Origin of the sequence: Buttiauxella sp. (assembly GCF_035271705.1) — a bacterium.
In the GTDB taxonomy this organism is placed as follows: Bacteria; Pseudomonadota; Gammaproteobacteria; order Enterobacterales; family Enterobacteriaceae; genus Buttiauxella.
Genome location: NZ_DATERI010000085.1, coordinates 15,808 through 39,060, shown reverse-complemented (window position 1 = coordinate 39,060; position 23,253 = coordinate 15,808). Strand labels below are relative to the sequence as shown.

Here is a 23,253-nt window from a genome sequence, read left to right as displayed (position 1 = left end):
AAAAAAAAGACCGAATACGATTCCTATATTCGGTCCAGGGAAATGGCTCTTGGGAGAGAGCCGTGCGCTAAAAGTTGGCATTAATGCAGGCAGAGTTCGCCTTGCCTTCTAAGAATAGATTACCGGCGCAGCTTTTCCAGTCGGGCGCTAAAGTGTTCGAAAAAAATCTGCGTTACAGGTGACGTTTTAGACAAAAACCGCACTATCCGGGCCACGGGTAGTGCGGTTTTCTATTTAAAATGAATGAGCTAACTATTTTAGCTACATAATTTCTCTGCACGATCAATAAATGGCGCCAGACTCATTTTTTGCCCTGGCGTTTTCGGATCATCTATCTGAATCACAGAGATAGGCTGGCCGGTTGTCTTGCCACTCGCCACCTGCTGTTGGGCAATTTCATTAAGCGGGTATTGCATCAATGTGCTTGGGTTGATAGCAAACAACGCATGACCCGCACGGCAACTCAACATCACCTCTTCACGGTTAAACGCCCAGTTATCTTTGCCCATTTCAAAACGGCTCACGGTGATGATTTGCGGTGCGGCAAACGCACTGCTCGCACAAGCCAGCAAAAACAACGTCAAAATACTTTTTTTCATGGATATCTCTTGAGCTAATAATGTCTTCAGTACGGTTCCCAGGTTGCGAAAATGCTAACCACCAGGAGTACCGCCACCGACAAAATGATTTCCAACCAGGTTAAGCGGATAAACTGTTTTGTTGCCGTTGGAGCACGGTTAAATCGCGGCACCAAAAAATAACGGTTATACAATGCGATGATAACCATCACAGCAACAAAGACAACCTTCACCAATAATAAGCGCACATAGTCGCTGTCCTGAGGCAATGACCAACCCAATATCATCAGGCTGTTGATTAACCCACTCAGTAGCACCGCTGCAACCGCCAAATGCCCGTAACGGGAAAAACGCATCATCGCGGTCATCGCCGCGCCGCGCCAGCGGGGTTTTCCTGCCATGCGCATGCACATAATCAGCGGAAGTAACCCCCCTACCCACCAGCCAGCGCCCAGTAGATGCACAGCATGGTTCAATCGCTGCACACCACCATAGAAGCCTTCACGCATGGCAGCGTGCCCAACACCTGCCAGTAAAATGAGTTGCGCAGCAGCAAGAAGCATCAGCAAAGCTTGTAAGGTGCGCGGTTTAAGCAGCAGAACCACAACCGTCACCACGCCAAGTAAAATCTGCCACAACCACACTGAACCAAAGCGCGTGCCAAGCACGGTTAGCCAAGTCTGGGGATTAATCGTATCCCGCCATCCGCTACCCATCATTCCGGCCTGAGCGCAAAAAAGTAATACGGCGCTGAGCATTGTTATCCAGACGGCAGTATGCCACTGCCATTTCAGGCGACGAATGAGTACTGGCTTAAATGCCTGAGGTGCTAACAATGAGCATGAAATGGTACTGCCGAGCAGCACCATGAGGGCGGAAAAATGGATAAATCGCAGCGCGATATAGAATGTAGGCAACATTCTGCTTATTTCACCGAGAACGGGTACTTCCCTTTGGTCTTATGTCCATCCACCGACACGACATGCCAGTCGACCTGGTAGTCGCCCGGTTTCAGCGTCTCCTCGATCGGGACAATCAGCTGTTTATCGTCTTTTTCGTTACGTTTCGCCGTACCGGTTTTGACCGCAGTTTGCTGTGGCCCGGTCAGAGTGATTCCGCTAAAATTAGCCTCTACACCTTCAGAAAAAGTGAGGGTAATCGCCTGTGGTGAAGCGCTTACCGCAGCGTTTGCCGCAGGGTATTGATGTTGTAAATGCGCATGCGCAAAAGCGGAACCAGAAACGCTAAGAGCCGTTATGAGTGTAGTGAGGGTCAAAAGACGAGATCGTGTGAAAGCCATATCAACTATTCCTTTTCCTTATTCAAGACGGCAAAAGGATAACCTTGAGCCCCGGTTAAGTCGAGATGAGAACGGCTATCAATAAATGTAAAAACTTGTCATCAACTTCATCTGCAAGTACCTTTGCGGCACAAAACAGGAGACCAATATGAATCACAATCTTGCTGAATTACCCCAGGACGAAATGGATAAGATCAATGTGGATCTTGCGGCTGCGGGCGTGGCATTTAAGGAACGCTATAATATGCCGGTGATTGCTGAAGTCGTCGAGCGCGAACAACCAGCCCATCTGCGAGATTGGTTCAGAGAACGCTTGATTGCGCACCGGCTGGCGTCAGTCAATCTGTCACGACTGCCGTATGAACCTAAAGTGAAATAATTACCCCTATCAATAAACCTCCTTACAAAATGATGTTCAGGTTTTCCCCGGAAAAAAAATAATAGAGGGTTCGCGGCGATCATGGCGAATGACTTGCTGTTGACCGACGTGATGAGAAAGGTTGGCACGGAGAAATCATTCCATTACGCTAGCGCGTTAACCAAACCTGCGAAGTTTTGATGGAGTAAGTATGCTGCGCATTATTGATACGGAAACCTGCGGTTTACAGGGCGGCGTGGTGGAAGTGGCATCCGTCGATATCGTCAATGGTGAGATTGTTAATCCCATGAGCGATTTAGTGCGTCCGGATCGCCCCATTAGCCATCAGGCGATGGCCATTCACAAGATTACCGAAGCGATGGTGGCAGATAAACCGTGGATTGAAGATGTCATTCCGCGCTATTACGGCAGCCCATATTATGTCGCCCACAACGCCAGTTTCGACCAGCGCATGTTACCTGAAATGCCTGATAGCGAATGGATTTGTACCGTAAAGCTGGCCCGTCGTTTATGGCCTGGTATCAAATACAGCAACATGAGTTTGTATAAATCGCTCCAACTTGAGGTTGAAACACCTGCCGGGCTTTATCATCACCGCGCGCTATTTGATTGCTACATTACCGCCGCTTTGCTGTTGCGGATCATGAATGAGTCCGGCTGGACACCAGACCAAATGGTTACCATTACTGGCCGCCCGGCACTGGTATCCACCATGGGGTTCGGGAAATATCGGGGTAAGCCGATTGCTGAAATTGCAGAAAAAGATCCGGGCTATTTACGCTGGATGTTAAATAACATCAAAGAATTAGCGCCGGATCTCAGAATGACGCTTAAACATTATCTCGAAGGGTAATCACGCGTTACTGAGCACGCCCTGGTAAGGTGCCTTGCGCCAGGGCAATCAAGAATGCGTATTCTAATGCCACGCCCTCATAGGATTTAAAGCGTCCAGACTTCCCGCCATGTCCTGAGTCCATATCGGTACACAGCAACAACAAGTTATCGTCGGTACGCGTCTCACGCAGTTTTGCCACCCATTTTGCCGGCTCCCAATATTGTACCTGCGAATCGTGCAAGCCGGTCGTCACAAGTATATGAGGATAACCTTGTTTGGTGAGTTGGTCATAGGGGCTGTACTGTTTGATGTAGTGGTAATACTCCGGATCTTGCGGATTCCCCCACTCCTCGAATTCACCCGTGGTTAACGGAATCGACTCATCAAGCATCGTCGTCAGCACGTCAACAAAAGGCACCTGGGCGACGACGCCATGAAACAGCTCAGGCCGCATGTTGATTACCGTACCCACAAGTAACCCGCCCGCACTTCCCCCCATGGAGTACAGCAGGTTTTCAGCCCCGTAACCCTGCTTGAGTAAGGCATCACACACATCAAGATAATCATTGAACGTGTTCACTTTCTTCAGGTACTTGCCATCTTCGTACCATTGCTGGCCCAGTTCGCCACCGCCCCGCACATGCGCAATCGCAAACACAAATCCGCGATCTAACAAGCTCAGACGGCTGCTGCTGAAATCGGCGTCCATGCTGCTGCCATACGAACCGTAGCCGTAAACCAGTAACGGATTATTACCCCGCTTAAAATGTTCACGGTGATACACCAGAGAAACAGGCACCTGCACGCCATCACGAACCGTTACCCACATATGTTCACTGCGATAATGGCTGGCATCGAATCCCGCGACTTCAGTTTGCTTAATCACCCGTCTCTCGCCGGTATCCATATCCAGCTCAAACAACGTATCAGGCGTGGTCATCGACGAGTAGCCGTAACGCAAACGCGAGGATTCCGGCTCAGGATTGTAGCCAAGCCATGTCACATAGGCTGGGTCATCAAATGCAATTCCGGTAACTTCATGCGTTTTCCGGTTGATTTGGCGCAGGCTCGTCAGCCCCAGCTTACGTTCTTCAACCACTAACCAATCAGTAAACAGGGTAAAACCTTCCAGCATCACCTGCTCACGCGCTGGGATCAGTACTTCCCATTGGTTTTCATCACGGACTTTACTGCGATACAAACCAAAGTTTTTGCCGTCGCGATTGGAGCGTAAATAGAAATTATGCTGGAAGTGATCGAGCGTATATTCGTGGTCTTTGCGACGCGGAACAAAGCTTTGCGGCTGCGCATCGACCCATTCTGCATCCAGCAGCAACACTTCACTGGTCGTCGCACTGCTTAGATAAATTAAGACAAAGTGCTTCGAGGTGGTTTTATTCACACTGACATAAAACATTTCGTCTTTTTCTTCGTAAACCAACTCGTCATCGGTGGAAGGATGCCCCACCGTGTGACGCCAAACCTGGTATGGCAAAAGCGTTTTAGGATGCTTGCGGACGTAGTAAAGCGTCGCGGAATCGTTCGCCCAGACAAAACTGCTGGAGACATTGTCCAGCACTTCCGGATACCAGTTTCCGGTTTCGAGATTACGGAAGCGTAAACCGTACTGGCGACGTGAGAGAAAATCCTCCGCCAGCGCCATCACCGTATTATCTGGCGTGATGCTCATCCCGCCCATGGTGTAAAACTCGCTATGGGCCGCGCGACGATTGCCGTCGACAAGTAGGTTCCACTCTTCCCATTCGCTGAGCACCACTGACTGGCGTTGATAAATGGCGTACTCATTACCGGTTTCAAAAACCTGGCGATAGCGATAACCATTTTGCGTATAGGGCGCGGAAATATCGCGCTGTGGAATACGGTCGATCATCTCTTTGAGCAGCTGGTCCTGTAATGCCTGTTGCGTGCTCATCACCTGTCGACCGTAGTCATTCTCCTGATGAAGATAATCAAGGACCTGTTCATCGGTGCGATCGTCGTCACGTAACCAGTAATAGTTGTCGATGCGGGTATCACCATGCGTGGTCATGGTGTGAGGTATTTTTTTTGCTTTAGGAGGCATGTCGATATTCATTTTTGAGTTAACACCCTGTAAGGGTGGCAAATTCAGACAGCCTTGCAAGCGTAACGTGGGATTTTAGCGAACGACCAACGTATTGAGAGTGCAAAAGGCTAAAGATGAGAAAAGAAACGCGCCGGTATCCCGACGCGATTAAACTTAGGCAGCTTTGGTGCGCTTACGCGGATGTTCGGCCACTTTATCGTCAGAAACTTCTTCCTCGGAAATAGTTTCAGAAGCTTCATCTGCGGCCATCACGGTGCCCTGCTCTGGCAATTTCCCGCTTTTCAGTACGGTGGAAAGCACATCTTTGTTTTCTGCCATCCACATCGCCAGCACATCATTTTGGCCTTCTTCGAGAGCAATTGGGCTTTGAGTCAACCAATCACTCAACACTTCAGCCAAATCGAGCATTTTGTCATAGGCGTCTGCGTCCTTTTTACTGGCAAATGACATTTTTTCCTGCCCCTCTCGTACAACAACGTATTTGATTTCAACCGCCATTTTGCAGCTCCGATTTAACTGTTTATTTAAACAGTATAATAATATTAACCTTGTATCGCAAGCGGGAAAATCACTGCGTACGCAAACGTTTTCGTTTATAATTCGCCGGTCTATTTTCTCCGTTTAGGTATACAGATTATGTCAATTTTGGGAACAGCGCTTCGTCCTTCAGCTACTCGTGTGATGTTGTTGGGGTCGGGCGAATTAGGAAAAGAAGTGGCAATTGAATGTCAGCGTCTGGGTCTGGAAGTCATTGCCGTAGACCGCTACGCCGATGCCCCTGCGATGCATGTCGCGCACCGTAGTCATGTCATTAACATGCTGGATGGTGCCGAGCTTAAAAAACTGGTCGCGACCGAAATGCCCGATTTTATTGTTCCCGAAATTGAAGCCATTGCTACGGATATGCTGGTTGAACTGGAACAGCAAGGCCAGTACGTTGTGCCTTGCGCCAGAGCCGCCAAGTTGACCATGAACCGCGAAGGCATTCGTCGTCTGGCTGCTGAAGAACTGGGTCTGCCAACCTCCAGCTACCATTTTGCCGATAGTGAAACCGCGTTCTTGCAAGCCGTCGAAGACATTGGCCTGCCTTGTATCGTGAAACCGGTCATGAGCTCTTCCGGTAAAGGGCAAAGTTTTATCCGCAGTGCCGATCAGTTAGCCAAAGCCTGGGAATATGCTCAACTGGGTGGCCGTGCCGGTAAAGGGCGTGTGATTGTCGAAGGCGTGGTGAATTTTGATTTTGAAATCACCTTGTTGACCATCAACGCAATCGATGGCGTCCATTTCTGTGCCCCGATTGGTCATCGCCAGGAAGATGGCGATTATCGTGAATCCTGGCAGCCACAGAAGATGAGTGATGTTGCCCTTGCACGCGCGCAGGAAATTGCAGAAAAAGTCGTGAAGTCTTTAGGTGGTTACGGGCTGTTTGGTGTTGAGCTGTTTGTTTGTGGCGATGAGGTTATATTCAGTGAAGTCTCCCCTCGCCCACACGACACCGGCATGGTGACACTGATTTCTCAGGATGTGTCAGAGTTCGCCTTGCATGTTCGTGCATTCCTGGGTTTGCCAATTGGTGATATTCGCCAGTACGGCCCAGCAGCTTCAGCAGTTATTCTCCCGGAATTAACCAGCGATAACGTATTGTATGGCAACGTCGGTGGCGCGGTGGGTGCAGGCTTACAAGTGCGTCTGTTCGGTAAGCCAGAAATCAGTGGGAAACGTCGCATGGGTGTTGCATTGGCGACAGGGTCTAGCGTGGAAGATGCTATTGCACGCGCCATTGCGGCGACTAAAGCCGTTATCGTCAAAGGCTAAAAAAAATCCTCGCTCATTTGAGCGAGGATTTTATAACACGAATCATTCGAGTTGCAGGAAGGCGGCCAGAGAATGAATCCCCGGGAGCATAGATAAACTATGTGACCGGGGTGAGTGAACGTAGCCAACGCATCTACAGCTCGAAGGATGACGTGTTATTTCGCGCCTTCGACAGCTTCACGAGCAAGCTGGGTGATCCGATCGTAATCACCCGCTTCCAGAGCGTCAGCCGGAACCAACCAGGAACCACCGATACACAGAACGCTTTTCAGCGCCAGGTAGTCACGGTAGTTAGCCGGTGTGATACCGCCAGTTGGGCAGAAACGAACCTGAGAGAATGGGCCTGCGATAGCTTGCAGAGCTTTAGTGCCGCCATTGGCTTCAGCTGGGAAGAATTTGAATTCTTTCAAGCCGTAGTCCAGACCCAGCATGAGTTCAGAAACCGTGCTGATACCTGGGATCAATGGGATGGTGCCTTCAGTTGCCGCTTTCAGCAACGGCTCAGTCAGACCTGGGCTGATGGCAAACTGCGCGCCAGCTTCGGTAACTTCTGCCAGTTGTTGTGGATTCAGAACAGTACCTGCGCCGATAATCGCTTCTGGAACTTCTTTCGCGATTGCACGGATAGCGTCCATTGCGCATGGAGTACGCAGAGTCACTTCCAGAACACGTACGCCGCCAGCCACTAACGCTTTAGCCATTGGTACTGCGTGTTCCAGTTTGTTTACTACGATAACCGGAACGACCGGTCCTGTTTTCAGGATCTGTTCCGCAGTAGTTTTCCAGTTTTTCATCTAAGAGCCTCTTCAACCAACTTTATAATTCATTTCCAGTGCGGCAATTGCTACATCTGGTCCTTAAAATTTAATGCAGGTCGCGCCCTGTTCCGCGCCAGATAACTGTTCGCGTAACGCGCTAAATAGTTCACGGCCGGTTCCAACGCGATCCGCGCTGAGGTCCGGGTGATATGCAGTGCGCTTTTCCAGTTCAGCATCATCGACCAGCAATGTCAGTTCACCCGTTTGACCGTTGACGCGAATCATATCGCCATCGCGGACTTTTGCCAGCAGCCCACCATCATAAGCTTCTGGGGTAACATGGATTGCAGAGGGCACCTTACCTGATGCGCCCGACAGCCGTCCATCAGTGACTAACGCAATTTTGAAACAGCGGTCCAATAATACCCCAAGTGGCGGCATAAGTTTATGTAATTCTGGCATGCCATTCGCTTTTGGCCCTTGATGACGCACAACCACCACGCAATCGCGGTCAAGTTCACCGGCTTCAAATGCAGGTAAAACATCATGCTGGCTTTCAAAAATGACCGCTGGTGCTTCGACAATTTGATTCTCGACCGGAACCGCAGACGTTTTCATTACCGCACGTCCAAGGTTACCGCTGAGCAGTTTAGTGCCACCGTGTTTGGAGAATGGTTTTTCAAAGGTTGCGATAACATCGGTATCGAGTGGGGTTGCTGCACCTTCACGCCACGCGAGCTGGCCGTTATCCAGCCACGGTTCCATAGTGTAGTGTTGCAAGCCAAAGCCCGCGACGGTATTGACATCTTCATGCAGCAAACCACCTTTGAGTAATTCGCGCATCAGCACGGGTACACCGCCCGCAGCCTGGAAATGGTTGATGTCCGCCGGGCCGTTCGGGTACAAGCGAGCCAGTAAAGGCACGACATCAGAAAGGTCAGAGAAATCATCCCAGTCAATGATGATGCCAGCCGCACGCGCCATCGCGACCAGGTGCATGGTGTGGTTGGTTGAACCGCCAGTGGCCAACAACGCGACGATGCCATTTACCACCACTTTTTCGTCAATCATTTTCCCGATTGGCATCCACTCATTGCCATTTCCCGTCAAGCGCGTCACCTGGCGTGCCGCTGCTGCGGTTAACTCATGGCGCAGAGGAGCATCTGGATGAACGAACGAGGAACCCGGTAACTGCATACCCATGAACTCAACGACCATTTGATTGGTGTTGGCGGTGCCATAAAACGTGCAGGTGCCTGGCGCATGGTAAGACGCGGCTTCAGCGTCGAGTAAGGCCTGACGGTCAGCTTTGCCTTCAGCATAAAGCTGACGAACGCGTACTTTCTCTTTATTCGCTAAACCGCTGGCCATTGGGCCTGACGGGACAAACACTGCAGGTAAATGGCCAAATGAGAGGGCGGCCATGGTCAAACCTGGGACGATTTTATCGCATACGCCAAGGTACAAAGCGCCGTCGAACATGTTATGTGACAGACCAATAGCGGTCGACATCGCGATAATTTCGCGACTGAGCAGTGACAGCTCCATACCATCCTGGCCTTGAGTCACCCCATCGCACATCGCTGGCACGCCACCCGCAACCTGCCCTATAGCACCGACAGAATGTAACGCTTTACGAATCTGGTCAGGGTAATACTCATACGGTTGGTGAGCAGAAAGCATATCGTTATAGGAAGTAATGATCGCAATGTTGTTACGCAGCATACTCTTCAGCGCGTCTTTATCTTCTGGCTGACAAGCCGCAAAACCATGAGCCAAATTCCCGCACGCCAATTCAGAACGGTGGACAGTACCGGACTTCGCTTTTTCGATGCGGGCCAGGTAAGTTTCGCGGGTCTGGCGAGAGCGTTCAACGATGCGTTTTGTTACGCGTAACAAAATTTGATTCATAACAGGTCCTCTAAAAAGTGGCTGCCGTCGCTTTGGCAGGTGGTCGACGTTACCGGCTCAGTTTCTTCCAGTGAGGCGGCTATACGTACCATCAGGGCAAAATCGCTTCAGCTAGTGTAAATAAAAAAGCCCTGCTGGTGAATCCAGTCAGGGCTTTTAAATTAAAAAAAATCCACTACTTTGGAGCTAGATCATGTTACCGGTAAAATACGAATCGTTTGTTACACGGTTTTTGCACAATTACGCCGATTCCATCCGCTAAATCATTCGGGTTGCAGGTAGGCGGCAAACGACCGAATCCCCAGGAGCTTACATAAGTAAGTGACTGGGGGGAGCGAGTGCAGCCAACACCCCTGCAACTCGATGGATGACGCGGATTTACTCGAACTCGTTCCACGAACGCCCATCACGGGTAATCATTGCAACCGATGCTACAGGCCCCCAGGTTCCCGCCTGGTAAGGTTTAGGTGCATCGTTGTCAGCGGCCCAAGCCTCAGTGATTGAATCGACCCATTTCCATGCTTCTTCGACTTCATCACGACGAACGAACAATGCCTGAATACCGCGCATGGTCTCCAGCAGGAGGCGCTCGTAAGCATCGGCCAGATGGGATTCATTAAAGGTTTCGGAGTAGCTCAAGTCCAGTTTGGTGGTTTGCAGGTTGTGCTTGTGATCAAGTCCTGGCACTTTGTTGAGCACCTGAATATCCACGCCTTCATCTGGCTGCAGACGAATGGTGAGTTTGTTCTGCGGCAAATCTTGCCAGGAATCTTTAAACAAGTTCAGCGCTGGGCTCTTGAAATAGACCACAACTTCAGAGCATTTGGTGGGTAGACGTTTACCGGTACGCAGGTAGAACGGCACACCAGCCCAACGCCAGTTGTCGATATCCACACGAATGGATACAAACGTTTCGGTGCCGCTAGATTTGTTCGCACCTTCTTCTTCCAGATAGCCCGGGACTTTTTTACCCTGCGCAAAACCCGAGGTGTACTGGCCGCGAACCGTTTTTTCACGCACATTGCTGCGGTCGATACGGCGTAGAGATTGCAGAACTTTTACTTTCTCATCGCGGATATGGTCAGCCGTGAGGTCTGATGGCGGGGACATGGCAATCATGCACAGGATTTGCAGCAGGTGGTTTTGAATCATGTCGCGCATCTGCCCGGCCTGATCAAAGTAACCCCAACGCCCTTCAATACCGACTTCTTCAGCAACCGTGATTTCCACGTGGTCGATAGTTTTGTTATCCCAGTTATTCGCAAACAGAGAGTTAGCAAAACGCAGTGCCAGCAGGTTCAGTACCGTCTCTTTTCCTAAATAGTGGTCAATACGGTAAACCTGGCACTCTTCAAAATACTCACCGACCTGGTCGTTGATGTCCTTAGAGGTTGCAAGCGAGGTGCCGAGTGGTTTTTCCATCACTACGCGAGCAGGTTTTGCGTTGAGTTTCGCCTTACCCAAACCTTTACAGATGGCGCCAAAAGTACTTGGTGGCATAGCAAAATAGTTGATAGTGACGCGATTTTGCTGATCGAGCATCTTACCGAGTTTGGTAAAAGCTGCAGTGTCGTTTACATCCAGATTGCAAAAATCAAGACGGCCGCTCAATTTGTCCCACAGGCTTTCGTCGATCTTTTCCTTCATAAAGGTTTCGATCGCCTCACGCACCACTTTGGTATACGCCTCTTTATCCCAGTCTGCGCGGCCCACGCCCAGGATACGTGTATCTGGGTGGATCTGCCCCGCCTTTTCCAACTGATATAAGGAAGGCAGCAGTTTCCGACGCGCAAGGTCGCCTTTTGCACCGAAAATCACCAGGTCACATGCCTGAGCTGTCTGTGTTACCGCCATGTTTTGTCTCCTCGTTTCGGAAATACCGGTTTCCTCCATCATACTTCAAGTTGCAGGTGTGTTGGCTGCAACTCCAATTATCACGGAGTAATAAGTTCCGGCCCGTTTGTAGTTTTATTACAGAACAATGTACTGCTTTTAGTTAATTCAGGTAAATCCTTGCCCATTATTTGATCGCTTTCGTGGGCAAAATTTGCCCGTCAGAGCCATTTTTCCCATTGAATCGTGGAATTTTCTGACGATTTAATGTCGATGTATATCATGCCTAAAGTTAGACACTGATCATGTAATGAAAAAAAACAACATCATTACACCGATTAACTTGCCACTTCGCTGAATGGCGAGGGTATATTCTTGCTAAATCGTGACACGATTTCTCCTTTTATAGAAATCGACAAAATCCATGAGTGCCGGACACCTATGAATATGCTGGACAAAATCCAGTCCCAACTGGAACACCTTAGCAAATCAGAACGTAAAGTCGCAGAAGTGATTCTTACCGCACCGCAAGATGCCATTCACTCAAGCATTGCCACTCTCGCCCGCAGCGCTGACGTTAGCGAACCGACAGTCAACCGATTTTGCCGCCGTCTTGAAACCAAAGGCTTCCCGGATTTTAAATTACATTTAGCGCAAAGTCTGGCGAATGGCACTCCTTATGTAAACCGGAATGTTGACGAAGACGATAGCGTTGAAGCTTATACCGGCAAAATCTTCGAATCCGCCATGGCAAGCCTTGACCAGGTGCGGCAATCACTGGATATGGCCGCGGTCAATCGCGCCGTAGATTTACTCACGCAGGCCAAGAAAATTGCTTTCTTTGGTTTGGGTTCCTCGGCCGCAGTCGCCCATGATGCGATGAATAAATTCTTCCGTTTTAATGTACCGGTTATCTATTCTGACGATGTCGTTTTACAGCGCATGAGCTGCATGAATTGCAGCGAAGAAGACGTTGTCGTGCTTATCTCGCATACCGGGCGCACCAAAAACCTGGTTGAATTGGCGCAATTAGCCCGAGAGAACGATGCCATTGTGCTGGCGATAACCTCAGAAGGCTCACCACTGGCTCGCGAAGCGACACTCTCTTTACTGCTGGACGTACCAGAAGATACCGACATTTATATGCCAATGGTGTCCAGACTCGCGCAATTAACAGTCATTGATGTACTGGCGACCGGTTTTACTTTACGTCGTGGCGCGAAATTCAGAGATAACTTGAAGCGAGTCAAAGAAGCGCTAAAGGAATCGCGTTTTGATAAGGGGCATTTTGTCTCAGGTGAGAACAATTAAGTTTTTATAACAAAGCTGTAACTTTTTAGGTCATTCGGTTAAGTTGTTGCATTGCGTTTTTACGCATTCCGATTTGCCGAATTTTTTTGTTAACACAACACCACAGTTGTTTCAGTCAACGGAGTAATACATGTCCAGACGGCTACGTAGAACCAAAATCGTTACCACTTTAGGCCCGGCAACCGACCGCGACAATAATCTGGAAAAGATTATCGCAGCTGGCGCTAACGTGGTACGTATGAACTTTTCCCATGGCACCGCAGAAGATCATCAGATCCGTGCTGATAAAGTTCGTGAAATTGCCGCTAAACTGGGTCGTCATATCGCTATCCTGGGCGATTTGCAGGGGCCAAAAATTCGTGTCTCTACCTTCAAAGAAGGTAAAGTATTCCTTAATATCGGCGACAAATTCCTGCTTGATGCCAACCTGGGTAAAGGTGAAGGCGACAAAGAAAAAGTCGGTATCGACTATAAAGGTCTGCCAGCTGACGTTGTCACCGGTGACATCCTGCTGCTTGATGATGGCCGTGTGCAGTTAAAAGTACTCGACGTTCAGGGTATGAAAGTGTTCACTGAAGTCACCGTAGGTGGCCCGCTGTCGAATAACAAAGGTATCAACAAACTGGGTGGCGGCCTGTCAGCCGAAGCGCTGACCGAAAAAGACAAAGCCGACATTTTGACTGCCGCAAAAATCGGTGTCGATTACCTGGCAGTCTCTTTCCCACGTTGTGGCGAAGACTTGAACTACGCACGCCGCCTGGCACGTGATGCAGGTTGTGACGCTAAGATTGTCGCGAAAGTTGAACGTGCTGAAGCGGTCTGTGACGAAGCGGCGATGGACGACGTTATTCTCGCGTCTGACGTGGTGATGGTGGCTCGTGGTGACCTGGGCGTTGAAATCGGCGACCCTGAGCTGGTCGGTATTCAGAAGACCCTGATTCGTCGTGCGCGTAAACTCAACCGTGCGGTGATTACAGCGACTCAAATGATGGAGTCGATGATTACCAACCCAATGCCGACGCGTGCCGAAGTCATGGACGTTGCCAACGCCGTTCTCGATGGTACCGATGCGGTGATGTTGTCTGCGGAAACGGCAGCGGGTCAATACCCAGCAGAAACCGTTGCTGCGATGGCGCGTGTTTGCCTGGGTGCTGAAAAAATCCCAAGCATCAATGTTTCTAAACACCGTCTGGACGTGCAGTTCGACAACGTTGAAGAAGCGATTGCGATGTCTGCCATGTATGCGGCAAACCACCTGAAAGGTATTACCGCAATCATCACCATGACAGAATCAGGCCGTACCGCATTGATGACTTCTCGTATCAGCTCCGGTTTACCGATTTTTGCCATGTCTCGTCATGAACGTACACTGAACCTCACCTCTTTATACCGTGGTGTGACGCCAGTGCATTTCGATAGCCCAAGCGACGGCGTTGCTGCCGCAAGTGACGCGGTAAATCTGCTGCGTGACAAAGGCTACCTGGTTTCTGGCGATCTGGTTATCGTTACCCAGGGCGATGTGATGAGTACCATTGGTACCACTAACACGACGCGCATTCTGTGTGTTGAGTAATTCAACCACCGTATGACAAAGGGGCCAATTGGCCCCTTTTTTTATTTCTTGTTTATTTTTTCGGATATAACTCTTTGCGGCGGTAAGGTTCTGTTTCCCCTTCCTTGCGAGTCTTGAGCAATTTTAAAATCCAGGTGTATTGTTCAAGATTTGGCCTTACCAAAATTTCGACTTCTTCATTCATACGGCGGGCAATCGTGATGTCATCGGCATCGACCAAATCGTCCATCGGAGGACGAATATGAATATCTAAACGGTGCGTTTTGCTGTTGTATACCGAGAACAAAGGCACAACACGCGCACGCGCCACTTTCATCAAGCGGCCGATGGCGGGCAATGTCGCTTTATAGGTTCCGAAGAAATCGACGAACTCGCTATGTTCAGCACCGTGATCCTGGTCTGGTAGATAATATCCCCAATATCCCTGACGCACAGAGCTGATAAACGGTTTAATCCCATCGTTACGTGCATGCAACCGGCCACCAAAACGGCGACGTACGGTATTCCACATATAGTCAAATAATGGGTTGCCCTGATTGTGGAACATCGCGGACATTTTTTGCCCCTGCGATGCAAGCAACATCGCCGGAATATCCACTCCCCATCCGTGCGGCACCAGGAAAATCACATTTTCTCCCCGTTGCTTTAGCTCATCGATAATCTCTTTACCATGCCAGTCAACCCGTTGCATGACCTTTTGAGGATCCTTGATAGCCAACTCCGCCATCATCACCATCGCTTGAGGTGCTGTGGCAAACATCTCGTCGATGATAGCTTCACGGGCGGCTTCCGGCATCTCCGGGAAGCAATACAGCAAGTTAATTTGCGCACGGCGGCGGGCACTTTTACCAAAACGCCCAGCAATACGCCCCACTTTACCTAACAGGGGATCGCGTATTGACGGCGGTAACATTGCAAGCCCTGCGAAAGCGCCCACGCCTAGCCAGGCGCCCCAAAATTTTGGGTGCAAGAAGGCCTTCTGGAATTCAGGAATGAACTCACTGTGACTTTTATTTGCTTTTTCCATGCATATTCTCAGTACAGCATCAAATGATTGATGACATGAATTTGGAGGTATCTTAGCGGGGTAATGCCTTTCAGACAAAGAAAAAGCCGGTCACTGAGTACCGGCTTTGTACACAACCCTTAATTAATTGAAACTAAGCTGTGGTGTGACTTCGCGAACCTGAGCCAGATAATCGTTACGATCTGAGCCTGTTAGCCCCTCGGTACGTGGCAGTTTCGCTGACAACGGGTTCACCGCTTGCTGGTTAATCCACACTTCATAATGTAAATGTGGGCCAGTGGAACGGCCAGTATTGCCTGACAGGGCGACACGATCACCGCGTTTCACTTTCTGGCCAGGGCTCACTAACAGTTTCTTCAGGTGCATGTAACGGGTGGTATACGAACGCCCGTGGCGTATAGCCACAAAGTAACCTGCCGCCCCACTACGTTTCGCCATCACCACTTCACCATCACCAACGGCCAATACTGGAGTCCCTTGCGGCATCGCAAAATCGACACCTTTGTGCGGTGCAACGCGACCCGTTACCGGGTTAAGGCGACGAGGATTAAATGTTGACGAAATACGGAACTGTTTGGCCGTCGGGAAACGCATAAATCCTTTCGCCAATCCTGAACCACTTCTGTCATAGAACTTGCCGTCTTCGGCGCGTATTGCGTAGTAATCTTTACCGCTGCTGCGTAGACGCACGCCAACCAAATGGCTTTGTTCACGTTTGCCATCAAGCATTTCACGTGACATCAGTACAGCGAACTGATCGCCTTTCTTCAGTTTACGGAAGTCCATTTGCCACTGCATGGCCTTGATAACCCCGCTGATTTCAGCGCTGGTTAATCCAACATCTTTCGCGCTGCTGACGAAACTATTGCCTACAGTGCCTTTCAACACGTTGTTAACCCATTCGCCTTGCTGCATTTCGCTGCTGAGCTTAAATGTGCTACCTGTACGGTCGTAGGTACGCGTTTCACGGCGTGACATTTCCCACGTTAGGCGTTGTAACTCGCCATTGTCATTTAACGTCCAGGAAATTTGCTGACCGATTTTCAGGTTCCGTAGATCTTTATCAACCGCGGCAAGCTGGCTGATATCACTCATCTCAATGCCATACTGGTTCAAGATGCTGCTAAGCGTATCCCCGGTAGACACGTCATACTCATGAACCCCAGTTTCAACGGCAGTTTTATCGTCCAGTTCATCTTGTGGGATGGTATCGTCTTCAACGTCCGGAGACTGGTCTAACGGCTCACTGGCTTCGGGAAGTAACGAACGAATTTCGTTTTTCTCAAGCTCAATGGTTTTGATAACAGGGCTGGCTTCAGGATGATAAACGTACGGTCGCCAAACAGCGACCGCAAGTGTAAGAACGGTAAGAGACCCCAGCATAACGCGGTGGGGCCGGGACAAATTGTCGAATGCCAGGGCGACAGAGCGGGCTATCTGTTGCACGTATTCACTTCCTCGTTAATCTCCTTTCAGGCAGCTTGCATACTGGTTCGCAATCCCGTTCAAAAACTGCATATAGCTGTCTTTGCCGAGCTTAATCTCAATCCCCAGTGGGTCCAGCGTTCCGGAACGAACCTGAGTACCACGAGCGACGGCATTGATCACTGCTGGCCTGAATTGTGGTTCAGCAAAAACGCACACGGCTTTTTGCTCAACCAACTGTGTTCTAATGTCATGTAAACGCTGCGCACCGGGCTGGATTTCAGGGTTCACGGTAAAATGGCCAAGTGGCGTTAAACCATAATGTTTTTCAAAGTAGCCATAAGCGTCGTGAAAAACGAAATACCCTTTTCCTGTGAGCGGTGCGAGCACGCTACCCACTTGCTTATCGATGTTGGATAATCCTAATTCGAAAGAGTGCAAGTTGGCGTCAAGTTTGGCTTTATTTTGGGGCATAAGTTCCACTAATTTATCGTGGATTGCAACCGCTGACAGCCGCGCTACTTCTGGGGAAAGCCAAATATGCATGTTGTATTCACCGTGATGGTGATCTTCGTCACTATTTTCGGCTGAATGGTTATGTCCTTCATGGTCATGGCCGTCATCATCATCACCTTTCATGAGCAACGGTTTCACGCCAGGCAAAGCAGCCAATTGCACTTGTTTTTGTTCAGCTAATTGGTTTACCGACTTCTGCATGAAGGCTTCCATTTCTGGGCCAACCCACACGACTAAGTCCGCGCTTTGTAAGCGTTTTACATCAGATGGACGAAGTGCATAATCATGTTCAGAAGCGCCATCTGGCAATAAAATTTCTGTTGGCGTAACGCCGTCTGCTATCGCCGCGGCTATAAACCCTAGTGGTTTAATAGAGGCAACAACTGCCGCCTGAGCGGGCACTGCGGCGGTTACCATAAAAGCCGTGGTTAAAGCTGCGCAAAGAAATGCCTTTTTATGTAACATAATGCAACTTTTCATCGTTATGAATGTGAGGGGTGTGATATTATAACATCCGCTAACTTCTGCAACCCCTGAAATTGTCATGACAAATCTGGTATCACTGGAAAATATCTCTGTTTCGTTCGGACAACGCCGCGTGCTGTCTGATATTTCACTCGATCTTAAACCTGGCCGCATTTTGACGCTGCTGGGCCCAAACGGCGCAGGAAAATCAACGCTGGTTCGTGTAGTACTGGGTCTGGTCACTCCTGATGAAGGTGTTATCAAGCGAGACCGCGATTTGCGTATCGGTTATGTGCCACAAAAACTGCACCTGGATGCCACCCTGCCGCTCACGGTAAGCCGTTTTATGCGTCTGCGTCCTGGCGTAAAAAAAGCGGACATTCTGCCGGCGCTTAAACGCGTTCAAGCCGCTCACTTGATTGAAGCACCGATGCAAAAACTCTCCGGTGGCGAGAACCAGCGCGTTCTGCTGGCACGAGCACTGCTCAATCAACCGCAATTACTGGTGCTTGATGAACCTACGCAAGGTGTTGATGTTAATGGACAACTGGCACTCTACAACCTGATTGACCAACTGCGTCGCGAACTGGATTGTGCTGTGTTAATGGTTTCCCATGATCTGCACTTAGTGATGGCCAAAACCGATGATGTGTTGTGCCTGAACCACCATATTTGCTGTTCAGGAACACCAGAAGTGGTGTCGATGCACCCGGAATTCATTTCGATGTTCGGCCCCCGGGGCGCTGAGCAATTAGGCATCTATCGTCACCATCATAATCATCGTCACGATCTCACTGGACGTATTGTTTTGCGCAGAGGGAATGACCAGCCATGATTGAATTGTTGTTACCCGGCTGGCTTGCTGGGGTATTGCTGGCGTGCGCAGCAGGCCCCCTTGGCTCGTTTGTGGTCTGGCGTCGGATGTCCTATTTTGGCGATACCCTCGCCCATGCGTCTTTATTAGGCGTGGCGTTTGGATTACTGCTTAACATCAATCCCTTTTATGCCGTCATTGCGGTGACGCTGTTGCTGGCGTTAGGTCTGGTTTGGCTTGAGAAACGCCCGAATCTGGCGTTAGATACCTTGTTGGGAATTATGGCGCACAGTGCGTTGTCGCTGGGCCTGGTGGTTGTGAGTTTGATGTCAAATGTGCGTGTCGATTTGATGGCGTATCTGTTTGGCGACCTTCTCTCGGTCACGATGCCGGATATTATCTCTATCGGCCTTGGCGTTGCGGTGGTCGTCGGTGTGCTGCTTTGGCAATGGCGCAACTTGCTGTCGATGACCATTAGCCCGGATCTTGCACACGTTGATGGCGTTAACCTTCAACGTGTGAAGATGCTGTTGATGCTGGTCACGGCGCTGACTATCGGTGTGGCGATGAAGTTCGTTGGGGCGTTAATCATCACATCCTTGCTGATTATTCCTGCGGCGACCGCGCGTCGTTTTGCGCGCACACCGGAACAAATGGCATGTTTTGCGGTGATTATCGGAATGCTTTCCGTTACAGGGGGACTGACGTTTTCAGCGTTTTACGATACCCCCGCCGGCCCTTCAGTGGTACTGAGTTCGGCGGTACTGTTTGTTTTGAGTATGGCGAAAAAGCAAGCGGCTTAAAATAGTGTTGGATAGCGCTTGCGCTTATCCAACCTACAAAAGCCAAGGTCGGTGACATCCGACATGTTTAAGGCAGCGCGGGCGGCACAATCCCAAAGTGAGTCCAGGCTCTTGGCGTTGCAATGCGCCCACGCGGGGTACGCTGCAAAAAGCCCTGTTGAATCAAGAATGGCTCCAGTACATCTTCGATTGTTTCCCGCTCTTCACCAATCGCTGCCGCGAGGTTGTCCAGCCCAACTGGGCCGCCAAGGAATTTGTCTATCACCGCCAGCAATAATTTACGGTCCATATAGTCAAACCCTTCAGTATCGACATTCAGCATATCCAGCGCCTGGGATGCTATGTCAGCGCTGATGGTGCCGTCATGGCGCACTTCGGCAAAGTCCCGTACGCGACGTAATAAACGGTTAGCGATACGCGGCGTACCCCGCGCTCGCTTCGCCACTTCAAAAGCACCCTCTTCGCTCATCTCCAGCCCCAGCACAGTCGCGCTGCGGCCTACGATATGCTGCAAATCGGAGACTCCGTAAAACTCCAGCCGCTGCACAATACCGAAACGGTCACGCAGTGGGGAAGTCAGAGAACCCGCGCGAGTTGTCGCGCCAATCAGAGTAAACGGTGGCAAATCAATTTTAATTGAACGCGCAGCCGGCCCTTCTCCAATCATGATATCGAGCTGATAATCTTCCATCGCCGGGTACAGCACTTCTTCAACGACCGGCGACAGACGATGGATTTCATCAATAAACAAGACGTCATGAGGTTCGAGGTTGGTCAGCATTGCCGCCAAATCCCCTGCTTTTTCCAGCACCGGGCCGGAAGTGGTTCGCAGATTCACACCCATTTCGTTGGCGACAATGTTCGCCAACGTGGTTTTCCCCAACCCTGGCGGGCCGAAAATTAACAGATGATCGAGCGCATCCCCACGCAGTTTTGCCGCCTGGATGAAAATCTCCATTTGCGAGGTAACCTGCGGCTGGCCTACGTAATCCGCCAGAAAACGCGGGCGTATTGCGCGGTCAATTAACTCATCAGGGGTGATGGTGTCTGGGGATACCAGACGGTCTGCTTCAATCATCCTTTATCTACCTTAGGGCTTTAAAGTGCGGCACGGAGTGCTTCGCGGATCAGGGTTTCGCAATCGGCACCGGCTTTGCCGACTTTACTGATCATGCGGCTGGCTTCCGGTGGTTTATAGCCCAGCGATACCAGCGCCGCAACCGCTTCCGCTTCTGCGTCATCTGTAACACCGCTGTCTGGTGCCGTGAGAACCAGGTCAGTTGCAGGCGTAAACAGATCGCCATGCATCCCCTTGAAGCGGTCTTTCATCTCAACAATCAAGCGCTCGGCGGTTTTCTTACCCACACCTGGCAACTTAATTAATGAACCAATTTCTTCACGTTCGACTGCATTCACAAACTGCTGTGCAGACATACCAGAAAGGATAGCTAACGCCAGTTTCGGGCCGACACCATTGACTTTGATAAGCTCGCGGAACAATGTGCGTTCTTGTTTGTTGTTGAAACCGTAAAGCAATTGCGCATCTTCACGCACAACAAACTGGGTAAACACCACCGCTTCTTTACCGATTTCCGGTAATTCATAGAAGCAGGTCATCGGCATGTGGACTTCATACCCTACGCCACCCACTTCCATCAATACCAGTGGTGGTTGTTTTTCCAGGATGATACCTCTGAGTCGTCCAATCACACTGCTTCCCCTACGGTTGCGTAAAAAATTTTGCCTATCATATAAAAAAGGCTGGATAGATATCCAGCCCATAGCCAAAATAATTCGAGTTGCAGGAGGGCGGCAAACGAACGAATCCCGATGAACTGACTAAAGTCAGTGATTCGGGTGAGCGAGAGCAGCCAACGCACCTGCAGCTTGAAGTATGAAGGATATAGTTATTTTAAACGTCCTCGGGACAAATTAAGCCGTGTATCGCTCATCTGCATCGAGTTTTGCGTCACGTGGCAATGCGTAATGGCAATCGCCAGCGCATCCGCCGCATCCGCTTGCGGGTTGGCAGAGAGCTTAAGCAAAGTGCGCACCATATGTTGCACCTGGCTTTTCTCAGCACTGCCGATACCGACCACCGTCTGTTTTACCTGGCGAGCTGCATATTCAAAAACGGGAAGATCATGGTTTACTGCGGCAACAATTGCCGCGCCACGTGCCTGTCCGAGTTTCAATGCGGAATCGGCATTCTTCGCCATAAAAACAGATTCGATGGCGAAATATTCTGGCTGGAATTGGGTAATGATTTCGCTTACCCCCGCGTAGATAAGCTTCAAACGCGAGGGTAAATCGAGCACCTGAGTACGAATACAGCCGCTACCTAAATACGTTAGCTGCCGACCGGTTTGGCGAATGACACCATAACCGGTAACGCGTGACCCCGGGTCGATGCCGAGAATAATCGTCATCACGCGTCTCCCAGGAAGGAAAATACCCTATAGATTTCAAGTCGCAGGAAGGCGGCTGCGCAGCAAATCCCCAAGAGCGTAGTCATGCTACGTGATTGGGGTGAGCGAGCAAAGCCAACGCATCTGCGGCTTGAAAGATGACGGGTATCATCACAGGGTTGCCGCAACCTCGTCAGAGATCTCACCGTTGTGGTAAACCTCTTGCACGTCATCGCAGTCTTCCAACATGTCGATAAGACGCATCAGCTTCGGTGCCGTTTCCTCGTCCATATCCGCTTTGGTGGATGGGATCATAGAAACTTCTGCTTCGTCGGCTTTAAGCCCTGCAGCTTCCAGTGCATCACGCACAGCGCCCATGTCTTCCCAGGCAGTGAACACGTCGATTGCACCGTCGTCGTAAGAAACAACGTCTTCGGCACCTGCTTCAAGAGCAGCTTCCATCACGGTGTCTTCATCTTTGCCCGGAGCATAGGAGATAACACCTTTTTTGGTGAACAGATAGGCTACAGAGCCGTCAGTTCCCAGGTTACCACCACATTTGTTGAACGCGTGGCGGACTTCTGCCACGGTACGGTTACGGTTATCACTCAGACATTCAACCATAACGGCTGAACCGCCAGGACCGTAACCTTCATAAATGATGGTTTCCATATTGGAGTCTTCATCACCACCCACACCACGCGCAATGGCACGGTTTAAGGTGTCACGCGTCATGTTGTTAGACAATGCTTTATCAATCGCTGCACGCAGACGCGGGTTAGAACCTGCGTCACCACCACCCAGACGAGCAGCGGTGACCAGTTCACGAATGATTTTGGTGAAAATTTTACCGCGTTTGGCATCCTGTGCCGCTTTACGGTGTTTTGTGTTGGCCCACTTACTATGACCTGCCATAAAAACATCTCCAAAATAGCTGCCTAACCGGCAGCATTAATTACAAACTCTTCAATCGCTTGCCGGTTGCTCCACGACTTAGTCATGGCAGCTGCAGCTGCAGCGTCTGTCCATTCCCAGGCCAGATGTTCCGAAATGGTCACTGGCCGTTCGTTCGGCAGCGCAAGACAGAACCAATATTCCGTATTGCGCGTAATTCCCGGCGCATAGCGATGACGTAAATGTGTAAAAATCTCGAACTCCACACAGCGTTGACAGTCGTTCAAGGTCAGTTGTTCTGAGACAACGTCGATCTCGACCTCTTCCTTTACTTCACGCTGTGCGGCATGCAACGCGCTTTCATCTTCTTCAAGGCTGCCGGTTACCGACTGCCAGAAATCAGGATCGTCGCGCCGCTGTAACATCAGCACCCGTCCGGTGTCTTGTGCGAAAATCACCACTAATACCGAAACGGGACGCTTGTACACTTTATCCTTCACGTTGCCTCTTTGTTGGCGGCCT

The 23,253-nt window shown here is 50.2% G+C and carries 23 protein-coding genes; 7 read left to right on the top strand and 16 right to left on the bottom strand.

All coding sequences use genetic code 11. From position 1 onward, the window contains the following. Positions 1 to 257: 257 nt before the first annotated feature. Genes VJY99_RS07795 through yobA form a run of 3 tightly spaced genes read right to left on the bottom strand, consistent with a single transcriptional unit; the run spans position 258 to position 1,878 of the window. A complete protein-coding gene (locus VJY99_RS07795) occupies positions 258 to 599 on the bottom strand; it encodes a YebY family protein (RefSeq protein WP_324117481.1) in 342 nt (113 codons plus the stop codon). Between the two features lie 26 nt (positions 600 to 625). Beyond that, on the bottom strand, positions 626 to 1,498 hold the full coding sequence (copD, locus tag VJY99_RS07790; protein ID WP_324117480.1) for a copper homeostasis membrane protein CopD: 873 nt from the start codon (positions 1,496 to 1,498) through the stop codon (positions 626 to 628). A gap of 5 nt (positions 1,499 to 1,503) precedes the next feature. Next, entirely contained in the window at positions 1,504 to 1,878 is a 375-nt protein-coding gene (gene yobA, locus VJY99_RS07785; RefSeq protein ID WP_324117479.1) for a CopC domain-containing protein YobA, read from the bottom strand. A gap of 148 nt (positions 1,879 to 2,026) precedes the next feature. Here yobA and VJY99_RS07780 point away from each other — a divergent pair, with 148 nt between their 5' ends. Together VJY99_RS07780 and exoX are read left to right on the top strand one after the other, a co-directional pair. Further along, positions 2,027 to 2,257: a DNA polymerase III subunit theta gene (locus tag VJY99_RS07780; protein WP_034495983.1), complete on the top strand. Its 231-nt coding sequence runs from the start codon at positions 2,027 to 2,029 to the stop codon at positions 2,255 to 2,257. A gap of 190 nt (positions 2,258 to 2,447) precedes the next feature. Then, on the top strand, positions 2,448 to 3,110 hold the full coding sequence (gene exoX, locus VJY99_RS07775; RefSeq protein ID WP_324117478.1) for an exodeoxyribonuclease X: 663 nt from the start codon (positions 2,448 to 2,450) through the stop codon (positions 3,108 to 3,110). A gap of 7 nt (positions 3,111 to 3,117) precedes the next feature. Here the strand turns inward: exoX and ptrB are convergent, their stop codons facing one another. Then, positions 3,118 to 5,175, bottom strand: coding sequence for an oligopeptidase B (gene ptrB / locus VJY99_RS07770; protein WP_324117477.1), 2,058 nt, complete (start codon positions 5,173 to 5,175; stop codon positions 3,118 to 3,120). A 156-nt stretch (positions 5,176 to 5,331) separates the two neighbouring features. Beyond that, on the bottom strand, positions 5,332 to 5,676 hold the full coding sequence (locus VJY99_RS07765; RefSeq protein WP_324117476.1) for a YebG family protein: 345 nt from the start codon (positions 5,674 to 5,676) through the stop codon (positions 5,332 to 5,334). Between the two features lie 138 nt (positions 5,677 to 5,814). Between VJY99_RS07765 and purT the strand changes: the two genes are divergently transcribed. Beyond that, entirely contained in the window at positions 5,815 to 6,993 is a 1,179-nt protein-coding gene (gene purT / locus VJY99_RS07760; protein ID WP_324117475.1) for a formate-dependent phosphoribosylglycinamide formyltransferase, read from the top strand. Positions 6,994 to 7,148: 155 nt separating this feature from the next. On the opposite strand, the gene kdgA is transcribed toward purT, so the two are convergent. The 3 genes from kdgA to zwf all read right to left on the bottom strand — a co-directional run bounded on the left by kdgA (position 7,149) and on the right by zwf (position 11,516). Then, a complete protein-coding gene (kdgA, locus tag VJY99_RS07755; protein WP_324117474.1) occupies positions 7,149 to 7,787 on the bottom strand; it encodes a bifunctional 4-hydroxy-2-oxoglutarate aldolase/2-dehydro-3-deoxy-phosphogluconate aldolase in 639 nt (212 codons plus the stop codon). A gap of 63 nt (positions 7,788 to 7,850) precedes the next feature. After that, positions 7,851 to 9,662, bottom strand: coding sequence for a phosphogluconate dehydratase (gene edd, locus VJY99_RS07750; RefSeq protein ID WP_324117473.1), 1,812 nt, complete (start codon positions 9,660 to 9,662; stop codon positions 7,851 to 7,853). Positions 9,663 to 10,040: 378 nt separating this feature from the next. Continuing rightward, a complete protein-coding gene (gene zwf / locus VJY99_RS07745) occupies positions 10,041 to 11,516 on the bottom strand; it encodes a glucose-6-phosphate dehydrogenase (protein WP_324117472.1) in 1,476 nt (491 codons plus the stop codon). Positions 11,517 to 11,936: 420 nt separating this feature from the next. On the opposite strand from zwf, the gene VJY99_RS07740 reads away from it, so the two are divergent. Then, a complete protein-coding gene (locus tag VJY99_RS07740; protein WP_324117471.1) occupies positions 11,937 to 12,806 on the top strand; it encodes a MurR/RpiR family transcriptional regulator in 870 nt (289 codons plus the stop codon). A gap of 130 nt (positions 12,807 to 12,936) precedes the next feature. After that, a complete protein-coding gene (pyk, locus tag VJY99_RS07735; protein WP_324117470.1) occupies positions 12,937 to 14,379 on the top strand; it encodes a pyruvate kinase in 1,443 nt (480 codons plus the stop codon). A gap of 52 nt (positions 14,380 to 14,431) precedes the next feature. Here the strand turns inward: pyk and lpxM are convergent, their stop codons facing one another. The 3 genes from lpxM to znuA form a co-directional block, all read right to left on the bottom strand. Continuing rightward, positions 14,432 to 15,406: a lauroyl-Kdo(2)-lipid IV(A) myristoyltransferase gene (gene lpxM / locus VJY99_RS07730; protein WP_324117469.1), complete on the bottom strand. Its 975-nt coding sequence runs from the start codon at positions 15,404 to 15,406 to the stop codon at positions 14,432 to 14,434. A gap of 123 nt (positions 15,407 to 15,529) precedes the next feature. Beyond that, entirely contained in the window at positions 15,530 to 16,852 is a 1,323-nt protein-coding gene (gene mepM, locus VJY99_RS07725) for a murein DD-endopeptidase MepM (protein WP_324117468.1), read from the bottom strand. Between the two features lie 15 nt (positions 16,853 to 16,867). Next, complete coding sequence (znuA, locus tag VJY99_RS07720) at positions 16,868 to 17,812, bottom strand: zinc ABC transporter substrate-binding protein ZnuA (RefSeq protein WP_324117484.1); 945 nt, start codon at positions 17,810 to 17,812, stop codon at positions 16,868 to 16,870. A gap of 79 nt (positions 17,813 to 17,891) precedes the next feature. Here znuA and znuC point away from each other — a divergent pair, with 79 nt between their 5' ends. Together znuC and znuB are read left to right on the top strand one after the other, a co-directional pair. After that, a complete protein-coding gene (gene znuC, locus VJY99_RS07715) occupies positions 17,892 to 18,647 on the top strand; it encodes a zinc ABC transporter ATP-binding protein ZnuC (protein ID WP_324117467.1) in 756 nt (251 codons plus the stop codon). Further along, on the top strand, positions 18,644 to 19,429 hold the full coding sequence (znuB, locus tag VJY99_RS07710; protein WP_324117466.1) for a zinc ABC transporter permease subunit ZnuB: 786 nt from the start codon (positions 18,644 to 18,646) through the stop codon (positions 19,427 to 19,429). Before znuC ends, znuB begins: the two co-directional genes overlap by 4 nt. A gap of 67 nt (positions 19,430 to 19,496) precedes the next feature. Here the strand turns inward: znuB and ruvB are convergent, their stop codons facing one another. The 5 genes from ruvB to nudB form a co-directional block, all read right to left on the bottom strand. Beyond that, on the bottom strand, positions 19,497 to 20,507 hold the full coding sequence (gene ruvB, locus VJY99_RS07705; RefSeq protein ID WP_324117465.1) for a Holliday junction branch migration DNA helicase RuvB: 1,011 nt from the start codon (positions 20,505 to 20,507) through the stop codon (positions 19,497 to 19,499). Positions 20,508 to 20,527: 20 nt separating this feature from the next. Next, on the bottom strand, positions 20,528 to 21,139 hold the full coding sequence (gene ruvA / locus VJY99_RS07700) for a Holliday junction branch migration protein RuvA (protein ID WP_324117464.1): 612 nt from the start codon (positions 21,137 to 21,139) through the stop codon (positions 20,528 to 20,530). Between the two features lie 197 nt (positions 21,140 to 21,336). After that, entirely contained in the window at positions 21,337 to 21,858 is a 522-nt protein-coding gene (gene ruvC / locus VJY99_RS07695; protein ID WP_324117483.1) for a crossover junction endodeoxyribonuclease RuvC, read from the bottom strand. Between the two features lie 150 nt (positions 21,859 to 22,008). Beyond that, positions 22,009 to 22,752, bottom strand: a complete 744-nt coding sequence (locus VJY99_RS07690; RefSeq protein WP_324117463.1) for a YebC/PmpR family DNA-binding transcriptional regulator — start codon at positions 22,750 to 22,752, stop codon at positions 22,009 to 22,011. A gap of 23 nt (positions 22,753 to 22,775) precedes the next feature. Then, positions 22,776 to 23,231, bottom strand: a complete 456-nt coding sequence (nudB, locus tag VJY99_RS07685; protein WP_324117482.1) for a dihydroneopterin triphosphate diphosphatase — start codon at positions 23,229 to 23,231, stop codon at positions 22,776 to 22,778. Between the last annotated feature and the right edge of the window lie 22 nt (positions 23,232 to 23,253).

Coding starts and splice junctions, on each gene's coding strand:
- VJY99_RS07740 (WP_324117471.1), top strand. CDS start 11,937: ATGAATATGCTGGACAAAATCCAGTCCCAACTGGAACACCTTAGCAAA.
- VJY99_RS07690 (WP_324117463.1), bottom strand. CDS start 22,752: ATGGCAGGTCATAGTAAGTGGGCCAACACAAAACACCGTAAAGCGGCA.
- kdgA (WP_324117474.1), bottom strand. CDS start 7,787: ATGAAAAACTGGAAAACTACTGCGGAACAGATCCTGAAAACAGGACCG.
- ruvC (WP_324117483.1), bottom strand. CDS start 21,858: ATGACGATTATTCTCGGCATCGACCCGGGGTCACGCGTTACCGGTTAT.
- lpxM (WP_324117469.1), bottom strand. CDS start 15,406: ATGGAAAAAGCAAATAAAAGTCACAGTGAGTTCATTCCTGAATTCCAG.
- pyk (WP_324117470.1), top strand. CDS start 12,937: ATGTCCAGACGGCTACGTAGAACCAAAATCGTTACCACTTTAGGCCCG.
- zwf (WP_324117472.1), bottom strand. CDS start 11,516: ATGGCGGTAACACAGACAGCTCAGGCATGTGACCTGGTGATTTTCGGT.
- VJY99_RS07795 (WP_324117481.1), bottom strand. CDS start 599: ATGAAAAAAAGTATTTTGACGTTGTTTTTGCTGGCTTGTGCGAGCAGT.
- exoX (WP_324117478.1), top strand. CDS start 2,448: ATGCTGCGCATTATTGATACGGAAACCTGCGGTTTACAGGGCGGCGTG.
- purT (WP_324117475.1), top strand. CDS start 5,815: ATGTCAATTTTGGGAACAGCGCTTCGTCCTTCAGCTACTCGTGTGATG.
- VJY99_RS07780 (WP_034495983.1), top strand. CDS start 2,027: ATGAATCACAATCTTGCTGAATTACCCCAGGACGAAATGGATAAGATC.
- VJY99_RS07765 (WP_324117476.1), bottom strand. CDS start 5,676: ATGGCGGTTGAAATCAAATACGTTGTTGTACGAGAGGGGCAGGAAAAA.
- ptrB (WP_324117477.1), bottom strand. CDS start 5,175: ATGCCTCCTAAAGCAAAAAAAATACCTCACACCATGACCACGCATGGT.
- yobA (WP_324117479.1), bottom strand. CDS start 1,878: ATGGCTTTCACACGATCTCGTCTTTTGACCCTCACTACACTCATAACG.
- edd (WP_324117473.1), bottom strand. CDS start 9,662: ATGAATCAAATTTTGTTACGCGTAACAAAACGCATCGTTGAACGCTCT.
- znuC (WP_324117467.1), top strand. CDS start 17,892: ATGACAAATCTGGTATCACTGGAAAATATCTCTGTTTCGTTCGGACAA.
- ruvB (WP_324117465.1), bottom strand. CDS start 20,507: ATGATTGAAGCAGACCGTCTGGTATCCCCAGACACCATCACCCCTGAT.
- znuB (WP_324117466.1), top strand. CDS start 18,644: ATGATTGAATTGTTGTTACCCGGCTGGCTTGCTGGGGTATTGCTGGCG.
- copD (WP_324117480.1), bottom strand. CDS start 1,498: ATGTTGCCTACATTCTATATCGCGCTGCGATTTATCCATTTTTCCGCC.
- znuA (WP_324117484.1), bottom strand. CDS start 17,812: ATGTTACATAAAAAGGCATTTCTTTGCGCAGCTTTAACCACGGCTTTT.